We start from the raw sequence: 10,083 nt of genomic DNA, 5'->3' as shown, positions 1-10,083 counted from the left end.
ATACCATATATCATCCAACTAGACAAATTCAAGTCCCTTTGATTACTTTAGAGGTTGATCGAACTAAAAAAGTTGGATTAGCAACTTTACTTATGACGTACTAATTCATCCTTAAACAATGGATTCAAAACTTTTAAATACGTTCCCTTCATCCCAAGAGAACGAGATTCAATAATCCCAGCAGATTCCAGCTTCCGCAAAGCATTAACAATCACTGAACGCGTAATGCCAATTTTATCTGCAATATTTGAAGCAGTTAAACGACCTTCATCGCCTTCTAAAGCATCAAAAATCGCCTTGACAGCTTTTAATTCACTGTATGAAAGTGTACTAATCGCCATTTGCACAGCTGTTTGGCTGCGAATCTTTTCTTCCACATTCAAAAATTGCTGATATAGAACTTCCATCCCGATAACTGTAGCACCATATTCTGCCAGAACAAGATCATCATCATCAAACGCGCCTTCTGTTCGAGCTAGCACGATCGTACCTAAGCGCTCCCCAGATCCGAAGATTGGAATAACTGTCGTTAAACCATTAGGATAAAGCTCCGCCCGCTCCGTAGGAAATGCCGTCAGCTCATTTGCCACAGGAATGTTGGCCTCTGTTTTAAATACTTCCTTCATTTCCGATACATAGCTATCAGGAAATTGGCGATCAACTAAAAATGAACGAACACGATCAGTATTGATATCAATCTTTTCGTTAAGTCCCAACAATTTCCCTTCCGCTCCAATGATGTAGGTCAGTGAGCCCAGGATGTCCCCTAAAATTCGCGCCATATTATTGTAAGGTAATTCTGCAGCTGGCTCAAAGGCATTTTTCTGCTGCATCAACTTATTTATTTGGCGTGTTTTCTCTAATAATGTTTCCACTTTTTCCCCTCCATTTTTTAAAGAATGTAACGACTTAAATCTTTATTTTGAGCGATGGATACCAATTTCTCATCCACGTATGCCTCTGTGATTTTGATTTCACCCATTTGCATATCAGGCGCTTCAAACAACAAATCTTCTAGTAATTTTTCTAAAATCGTGTGTAGACGACGAGCACCAATGTTATCAGTCTCACGATTTACATCAAAGGCGATTTGAGCAATTCGTTCAATTGCTTCTTGCGTAAAGATGATTTTGACATTTTCAGTGCCAACAAGAGCGATGTATTGCTTGATCAACGCATTATTTGGCTCAGTCAAAATCTTGACAAAATCTTCCGCTGATAAATCACTCAACTCAACACGGATTGGAAAGCGTCCTTGTAATTCAGGTATCAGGTCGCTTGGTTTTGATAGACTAAAGGCCCCGCTTGCGATAAATAGAATATGATCTGTCTGAATCGCACCATACTTAGTGTTTACTTGTGAACCTTCAACGATTGGTAAAATATCTCTTTGGACACCTTCACGAGAAACTTCGCCAGAATTTTGTTGCGATTTAGAAGTGATTTTATCAATTTCATCAATGAAGATAATACCAGAACTTTCTGCCAACTTGATTGCGGCAGTAGAAATATCTCCCTCATTTACTAATTTAGCTTGTTCTTCTTTTACTAAAAGTTCTTGCGCTTCTTTAACAGTCACCGTCCGCTGAACTTTTTTCTCTGGTGTTAAGGCACCCAGAGTGTCAGACAGATCGATCCCCATCTGTTCTAAGCCGTTATTCATCGGCATCGCCTTTTTCGGTTCAGCAACTTCAATCGTAACTTCTCTTTGATCCAGCAATCCTTTTTCTAACTGCTCAAGCACAGTTTGACGATTCACTTTGATATCTTCAGTAACTTCTTCCTTAGATTCAGTTTGCGTTTGATTGAAGATATTCATCATCTGTTCATAAGGATTGCTGCTTTGTTTTTGTTCTTTTTTAATTCCTGGAACTAATACTTTAACCAAACGCTTGTTAGCTCTTTTTAAAGCTTGAGAATAAACTTTTGAATATTGCTCTTTTTCAACAATTGTAATGGCGTTTTCAACCAAATCGCGAACCATTGATTCTACATCGCGACCAACGTATCCGACTTCGGTGAATTTCGTAGCTTCCACCTTCACAAAAGGAGCTTTGACAATTCGCGCCAAACGGCGAGCAATCTCTGTTTTCCCAACACCGGTTGGTCCAATCATTAAAATATTCTTAGGTGTAACTTCTTGCTGCATCGACTCTTCTAATTGCATTCTACGATAACGATTACGTAAAGCAATCGCTACTGAACGCTTTGCTTCGTCTTGTCCGATGATGTATTGATCTAATTCACTTACAATTTCTTTTGGTGTTTTATTAACTTCAGTCATCTTGATTCTCCTTACTTAATATGATGGATTCATTCTTAGACAAATAAGTCGATTTAAAAAAATGTTTTATCAAACTACATTTCTTCAACAATAATGTTATGGTTTGTAAAGACACAAATATCTGCAGCGATATTTAACGCACTCTCTGCCATTTCCTTGGCACTCATCTCAGAATTATGCTTTTTCATGGCCCGAGCCGCCGCTAATGCATAATTTCCACCAGAACCAATCGCTAAAATGCCATCATCTGGTGCAATTACTTCACCATTACCAGAAACTAAAAGCATCTCGTCTTCATTCATAACGATCAATAAAGCTTCTAAATTTTTCATTGCTTGTTGTGTACGCCATTCTTGTGCCAGCTCTACGGCTGCTCGTTGAAGATTTCCGTTATATTCGTTTAGCTTGCCTTCAAATTTCTCTTCTAGAGTAAAAGCATCTGCTACACTTCCGGCAAAACCTACAACAACTTTTCCATTATAGATCCGACGAACTTTCCGCGCCGTCCCCTTCATGATAACTTGTTCTCCCATTGTAACTTGACCATCACCGGCCATAGCTAATTTTCCATCTTTTTCGATCGCGCAGATCGTAGTTGAATGAAATTGTGATTCAGACATTTTATTCTCTCCTTCGTATAAGTTTTAACTTCTAAGCTCTTGGATGAAATGAGCGATAACTTTTTTGTAGGCTTTCCTTTGTTACATGTGTATAAATTTGGGTGGTTGATAAATTAGCATGCCCCAATAATTCTTGTACAGTACGTAAGTCAGCACCATTATTCAACAAATGTGTAGCAAAGCTATGCCGCAGCATGTGGGGGTGAATATCGCTAGTTAAACTGCTCTTTTTGATGATTTGATTGAGTACATATTCAATACCAGTTGATGTAATCTGCTCCCCACGATGATTGACGAATAGATAGTCATGCTCTTTACCGAAATGCTCCATCAACCTTTTACGTCCATCGTGAATATATTCTTGGATCGCATCTGCTGCATAAGAACCTAATGGAACATAGCGATCTTTGTTTCCTTTCCCATGTATCAGCATAACGCTATTATCAAAATCAATAACAGACAATCTGAGATTTGCACATTCACTGACACGAAGGCCTGACCCATAAAGTACTTCTAACAATGCGCGATTCCGTTGATCCAATGGTTCTGCCCCATCAACACTATTAAATAGTACCTCGATCTCTTTTTCATAAAAAAAGCGTGGCAGCCTTGCTTGCTTATTCTTGAGGTGAACATAAGAAAAAGGATTTTCCTTGATTTTTTCATGTTTCAAAAGATATTGATAAAAAGATCGTAAACTAGCAATCTTTCGACTGATCGTATTACGACTATATTTTTGATCGTTTAAAAAAGCTAAGTAGACACGGACGTCCAAATGATTTACGGTCATCAGCAGAGGCTCTCCTGAATTCTGTAGAAAATCATAAAAATCATTTAGGTCTCGCTGATAGGCTTCTTTTGTTTTTTCTGAATAGCCTCTCTCGGTTATTAAATAACCCATAAACTCTTGCATTGCAGCTTCATTTTCCAAACTTTTTCTCACCTCACAAACATATCACAAATGTAGCATAAGAGCTTTTTAAATACAATTGAATTGTCAGAATTTATTGACTTTTCACGAATATACTAACAATTCTTTACAGATATTTCATAATTGCTGTCAAATCAAACATGAATCCGATTTATTTTGTCCAAAATAAAAAATTCCATTGCTCAAGCAACGGAATTTTTCTTTAATTGTTCATTTCAGCTAGGGCGTTCAACGCTCTCTCAGCTAGCGCTTCATATCTCAATTTCTTATCACGAATTCGCTCTGGTAAACTTGGAAATAAGCCAAAATTGGCATTCATCGGTTGAAAGTGTTTGCCTTCTGCATGAGTGATATAATATGCCATTGAACCAATCGCAGTTTCACGAGGGAACTCAATCAACTCTTCATCTTTCGCCAACTTAGCAGCATTCAAACCGGCTACCAGCCCGCTACTAGCACTTTCTACATATCCTTCTACACCAGTCATTTGACCCGCGAAGAATAAGTCATCGCGCTTTTTACTTTGGTAGGTTGGTCGTAAAAGCTCTGGTGAATTCATAAAACTGTTGCGATGCATAACCCCATAACGTAAGAACTCCGCATTTTCTAAACCAGGAATCAATCGGAAGACACGTTTCTGCTCGCCCCATTTCAAATGTGTTTGAAAGCCGACGATATTGTACATTGAAGCTGCCGCATTATCTTGTCGTAACTGAATAACAGCATAAGGTCGTTTTCCAGTTTTTGGATCTTCTAAACCAACAGGCTTCATTGGACCAAACAGCATCGTTTTAATCCCGCGTTTAGCCATAACTTCGATCGGCATACAGCCCTCAAAAAACTTTTCCTTCTCAAATTCTTTTTGCGGCGCAACTTCTGCATCGATCAATGCTTCGTAAAACCGCATGAATTCTTCTTCCGTCATTGGACAGTTCAGATATGCCGCCTCACCTTTATCGTAACGAGACTTCAAATAAACCTTTTCACGATCAATGGTAGAACCATCTAGAATTGGAGCTGCTGCATCGTAAAAGTAAAATCCATGTGAGCCATTGTATTTTGCGATTTCTTCAGCAAGAGTTTCCGAAGTCAGCGGACCAGTCGCGATAATAGTAATGCCTTCCGGAATTTTGGTAATTTCCTCAGCGATAACTTTAACAAGCGGATGCTCTTTTACTTTTTTCGTAATTAATTCAGAAAAATTATTACGATCAACTGCAAGAGCGCCGCCCGCAGGCACTGCCGTCTCATCTGCCGAAGTAATTACAACAGAATTTAATCGACGCATTTCTTCTTTTAATACACCGACTGCATTAGTCAGGCCGTTTCCGCGTAATGAATTACTGCAAACGAGCTCTGCAAAATTTCCAGTGTGATGTGCTGGAGTAGATTTAATTGGCCGCATTTCATATAAATTTACAGGAACACCTGCCTCTGCTAACTGCCATGCAGCTTCGCTTCCGGCTAAACCGGCCCCGATAACATTAACTGTTTTTACCATCTATTCCTCACTTATAAAATTATTTTTGTACTGCTTCTTCGTAATCTCCATTAACACAGACAACCTGTTTGCCGCCTTTAACTTTTTTCTCAACTAGGTAGCCATCACATTTTGGACAGCTGCGGCCGACTGGTTTATCCCAAGAAGTAAAGTCACAGTCTGGATAGCGTGAACAACCATAGAATAAACGATTTTTCTTTGATTTCCGTTCCACGACTTGTCCTTTATGACAAACTGGGCATTCAACACCAATTTCTTTAATAATCGGTTTTGTGTTGCGACAGTCAGGAAAATTACTACATGCATAGAATTTACCATAACGTCCTAATTTGATTACCATAGGGTGACCGCAAACATCACAATCAAAGCCGGCTGGTTCATCTTTGATTTGGATTTTTTCAATGCCTTCTTCAGCTTTTTCAAGCTCTACTGCAAATGGCTTGTAGAATCGGTCTACAACCTTGGTCCATTCTTCCTTGCCTTCTTCGACCTTATCTAGATCATTTTCCATTTCGGCCGTAAAGTTGACATCCACTATTTGTGGGAAGAAATCAACGATTAAGGTATTAACAATTTCACCAAGCTCGGTTGGTTCAAAACGTCTTTGAGTTAGTTTCACATAGTAACGACGTTGGATCGTATCCAACGTTGGAGCATAAGTTGATGGTCGGCCCACTCCGTTTTCTTCAAGCGTCTTGATTAACGTTGCTTCACTAAAACGAGCTGGCGGCTGAGTGAAGTGCTGTTTCGGTTCAATATTGACAGATTGAACCACTTCGCCTTTTTCAAGTTCCGGCAAAATGTTTTCCTTATCCTCTTTGCCATCGTCACGACCTTCGATATAGACTTGCATGAATCCTTTAAACTTGATTTTAGAACCATTGGCAATGAAAATCACACCATTTTGCTCCAAAGTCACTTTCATTGTATCCAGAATAGCCGCAGTCATTTGGCTAGCAACAAAACGCGACCAAATCAAGGTATAAAGTTTTAATTGATCTTTATCTAAATATTGTTTCATCTCATCCGGTGTCCGTTGAACACTTGTTGGTCGAATTGCTTCATGGGCATCTTGCGCCCCTTGTGGATTTTTCGCTTTACGTGCATGGTGTTGCGAATACTCTTTACCGTAAGTTTTTTCAATAAATTCCGCTGCCTCAGTCTTAGCAGTATCCGAAATACGAGTTGAGTCGGTACGCATATAGGTAATTAAACCTACTGTACCTTGCTTGCCCAAAGCGATCCCTTCATACAATTGCTGAGCAACCATCATGGTTTTTCTAGTACGGAAGTTTAATTTACGAGCGGATTCCTGTTGCATGTTACTAGTAGTAAATGGCAATGCTGGATTCCGTCTTCGTTCCTTTTTCTCAACTTTGGTTACTTCATAATCCTTACCATCAATCCTTGAAGTGACTTCTTTCACTGCTTCTGCGTTCGAAAGCTTTTTCTTTTTCCCATCAATACCCCAGAAGTTAGCTTTAAATTTCTTAGTTTTCTTCTTGAAATTTCCATCAATACTCCAGTATTCTTCTGGTATAAAATCACGAATATCCTGCTCACGGTCAATAATCATCTTCAAAGCGATCGATTGAACACGTCCGGCACTCAAGCCTTTTTTAATTTTTTTCCAAAGAATTGGCGAAATTGAATAACCTACTAATCGGTCCAATGCTCGTCGTGCCTGTTGAGCATCGACTAAAGAGACATCAATTGAACGAGGTTCTTTGAATGCTGCCTTAACAGCATCTTTTGTAATTTCATTAAAGACAACACGATTTTTATCTTTTAAGTCTAACCCTAACAAATAGGCAAGATGCCATGCTATGGCTTCTCCTTCTCTATCCGGGTCACTTGCGAGATAAACTTTTTGTGCTTTTTTAGCTGCCTGCTTCAAACTTTTGATAACATCGCCCTTGCCGCGAATCGAGATATAATGAGGTTCGTAATTATTCTCAACATCGATCCCCATTTTACTTTTTGGCAAGTCACGAACATGTCCAACACTTGCTACCACTTTGTAGTTTCTTCCTAAATATTTCTCAATGGTCTTTGCTTTTGCTGGTGATTCCACGATAACTAGGTATTTATAGGCCAAATGTATTTGCCTCCTCAATTTTTTCTTCTATTATATATCGGTAACTACTGACAAATCGTAGCCTATAATACGCTATTCAAATTTTGTTTGTCAAGTCAGGTCTAGTGAATTTTATTCCATAAATCATAAGAATCAAAAATATCCTGTGTTTTTTCAACACAAATCGCACCATCTTGTATTAGCTGATGACAGCCACTAGATCGCCCATCCAATATTGATCCGGGAACCACAAATACATCTTTTCCATATTCCAAACTTTGTTGAGCAGTGATAAGTGATCCGCTGCGTTTTTTTGCTTCTACTACCAAAACGCCGCTGCTCAGTCCTGCAATAATTCGATTTCTCATTGGAAAGTGAAATTTTGCCGGAGTCGTACCATTTGGATATTCGCTCAAAACTAAATGGTGTTGACTCATTTCTATTTGTAAATTACCGCTAGATTTAGGATAACAAATATCCAAGCCAGTTCCAACTACTCCAATCGTTTTTCCTTGATTGCTAATAGCAAATTGGTGAGCAAAACTATCAATCCCCTTAGCCAGTCCGCTAACTATTACAAATCCCCGTTTGGTAATATCTGGCAGCAATTCCTCTAAAACATGATAACCATAATTTGTCGCATCTCGAGCACCTACGATTGCCAACATATTTCGCTTTAGTAAATTCAAATCACCTTTATAAAATAATACTAACGGCGGAGTTGGGACATACCGCAATGCATCTGGATACTCTTCATCTTCAATAGTGATGAACTGATGAGTCCTTTGGATCTCGCTTAATCGTTCCTCCGTCCACTCATTCCAATCGTTCGTTTTAGTGGTTTGTGCCAATAAACGTACTTCTAATCCATCAAATTCCCACCATTGATGCCTCTTAGCGAATTGATAAATCTGTTGCTTGCCAAATGCACCGATTCCTTTTGTTAAACTTAAACGTAATAGAAAATTATTTTTCAAAAAAATCCCTCTTTTCAGCTCTTTACCAAAAGATACTCAAAAAAGAAGGATTTTATTTTATAAATTTTTAATTGGGGCAAAAGTTTTACGATGAATTGGCAGAATTCCTTGCGTTTCTATGGCCAGCAAGTGCTCCTTAGTTCCATATCCAGCATTCTTGGCAAAACCATAAGCGGGATATTTCTCTCCATATCTTGTCATCCATTCATCACGATAGACTTTTGCAATGATGCTTGCAGCGGCGATCGAAACTGATCGTGCATCACCTTTGATAATTTTTTCTTGCGGCAAGCCATTATCTAGAACCATCGCATCAATCAACAAACAGTCTGGTGCAATTTCTAACTGGTCTATCGCACGTTGCATGGCCACTTTAGTCGCTTGGTAGATATTTAATTGATCAATTTCTTCTGCCGTTGCTTCACCAATACCAATTGCACGCGCATTTTTTTTGATTTCTGCAACAAGCTCTTCACGCTTATGTGCTGAAAGTTGCTTTGAATCATTCAAACCTAAGATCTCATGTTCTTCATTTAAAATAACTGCTGCTGCAACCACTGGTCCAGCCAATGGTCCACGCCCAACCTCGTCAATGCCGCAAATTGCCTGAAAGCCAAGTGACTTCTTCTCACTCTCAAAAACTGACATTTCATGATATTTTTCAGCTAGTGCAGCTTGTTTTTCTTGCTGCTTTTGCCACTGGTTTAGCGCTTGTTGGACACCTTTGCGGGGGTCTTGTCGAAATTCTGCTAAACGAGGATCATCTGGCGAGATGATGTTCTTGATCTCTGCCTTCACTGCGCTGATTGATAATTTTTCCATCATTCACTCAGCTCCTCAAAACGATCCAACGTGTAACGACCTAACTTACCTTGACGCAATTCAAGAATCAACATCTCACTTGCACGCTCATAGTCATCTTTAAACCCGCGTTTTTCAGAAATTAGTAATAATAATTCAGGCAGTGCCATAAATAAGTCTTCATCCGATAATTTATAACGAGACTTTAATTGCTCTGGATAAAATCGGCAGAATACTTCTAGTTCATAAAGAGCCAAATCATCCAAGTGCAAAAGATCATCCTTGATTGCTCCTGTTAGAGCTAATTTTTTCCCGACTGCGGGGTCCTCGAATTTAGGCCACAAAATTCCGGGAGTATCTAACAACTCTAATTGAGAACCAAAACGTAACCATTGCTGACCTTTAGTAACTCCAGGTCGATTACCGGTACTTGCAATTTTCTTTCCGGCTAAATGATTCAATAATGTAGATTTTCCTACATTGGGTATCCCTAAAACCATTGCCCGAATTGCTCGCGGCTTCAGCCCTCTTTCTTTATCACGGGCAATTTTTTCTGCTAAAACTTTTTTACTGGCAGGAACAATTTGTTTAACGCTTTTATCATCCTTAGCAGTCAACGCAAGTACGTGATGTCCCTGACCTCGAAAATAGTTCACCCATAAATTGGTTTGGTTAGGGTCAGCTAAGTCAGACTTATTTAACAGAATTAAACGCGGTTTTTGCTGTACAATTTGATCTAGCATTGGATTACGTGATGATAGTGGCAATCGAGCATCAATCAGCTCAAAGACAATGTCGACAAATTTTAGCTTCTCAGCGACTTCTCGTCTAGCTTTAGCCATATGCCCGGGAAACCATTGAATAGTCATATATATTTCCTCCTTGAAAGTGA

Annotated in this window: 9 protein-coding genes; all 9 read right to left on the bottom strand. The window is 39.1% G+C overall.

Annotated features, from left to right (window positions below; translation table 11 throughout):
* Window positions 1-86: 86 nt before the first annotated feature.
* Window positions 87-875, bottom strand: a complete 789-nt coding sequence (gene codY, locus A5875_RS03900) for a GTP-sensing pleiotropic transcriptional regulator CodY (protein ID WP_088932393.1) — start codon at window positions 873-875, stop codon at window positions 87-89.
* 17 nt (window positions 876-892) lie between these two features.
* Complete coding sequence (gene hslU, locus A5875_RS03895; RefSeq protein WP_088932392.1) at window positions 893-2,284, bottom strand: ATP-dependent protease ATPase subunit HslU; 1,392 nt, start codon at window positions 2,282-2,284, stop codon at window positions 893-895.
* A gap of 74 nt (window positions 2,285-2,358) precedes the next feature.
* On the bottom strand, window positions 2,359-2,904 hold the full coding sequence (hslV, locus tag A5875_RS03890) for an ATP-dependent protease subunit HslV (RefSeq protein WP_088932391.1): 546 nt from the start codon (window positions 2,902-2,904) through the stop codon (window positions 2,359-2,361).
* Window positions 2,905-2,935: 31 nt separating this feature from the next.
* A complete protein-coding gene (gene xerC / locus A5875_RS03885) occupies window positions 2,936-3,835 on the bottom strand; it encodes a tyrosine recombinase XerC (RefSeq protein WP_088932390.1) in 900 nt (299 codons plus the stop codon).
* A 202-nt stretch (window positions 3,836-4,037) separates the two neighbouring features.
* Entirely contained in the window at window positions 4,038-5,336 is a 1,299-nt protein-coding gene (trmFO, locus tag A5875_RS03880) for an FADH(2)-oxidizing methylenetetrahydrofolate--tRNA-(uracil(54)-C(5))-methyltransferase TrmFO (RefSeq protein ID WP_088932389.1), read from the bottom strand.
* A 19-nt stretch (window positions 5,337-5,355) separates the two neighbouring features.
* On the bottom strand, window positions 5,356-7,434 hold the full coding sequence (gene topA, locus A5875_RS03875) for a type I DNA topoisomerase (protein WP_088932388.1): 2,079 nt from the start codon (window positions 7,432-7,434) through the stop codon (window positions 5,356-5,358).
* A 101-nt stretch (window positions 7,435-7,535) separates the two neighbouring features.
* Complete coding sequence (gene dprA / locus A5875_RS03870) at window positions 7,536-8,390, bottom strand: DNA-processing protein DprA (protein WP_088932387.1); 855 nt, start codon at window positions 8,388-8,390, stop codon at window positions 7,536-7,538.
* Between the two features lie 57 nt (window positions 8,391-8,447).
* The gene (locus A5875_RS03865; RefSeq protein ID WP_088934624.1) at window positions 8,448-9,212 is read right to left on the bottom strand and encodes a ribonuclease HII; all 765 of its coding nucleotides are present in this window, start codon (window positions 9,210-9,212) and stop codon (window positions 8,448-8,450) included.
* Entirely contained in the window at window positions 9,212-10,060 is an 849-nt protein-coding gene (ylqF, locus tag A5875_RS03860; protein WP_088932386.1) for a ribosome biogenesis GTPase YlqF, read from the bottom strand. Before ylqF ends, A5875_RS03865 begins: the two co-directional genes overlap by 1 nt.
* Window positions 10,061-10,083: the final 23 nt, after the last annotated feature.

Source organism: Enterococcus sp. 3H8_DIV0648 (assembly GCF_002140655.1).
Classification (GTDB): domain Bacteria; phylum Bacillota; class Bacilli; order Lactobacillales; family Enterococcaceae; genus Enterococcus_A; species Enterococcus_A hulanensis.
The sequence above is the reverse complement of the archived record's forward strand: the minus strand, read 5'-3'. Positions and strand labels throughout refer to the sequence as shown.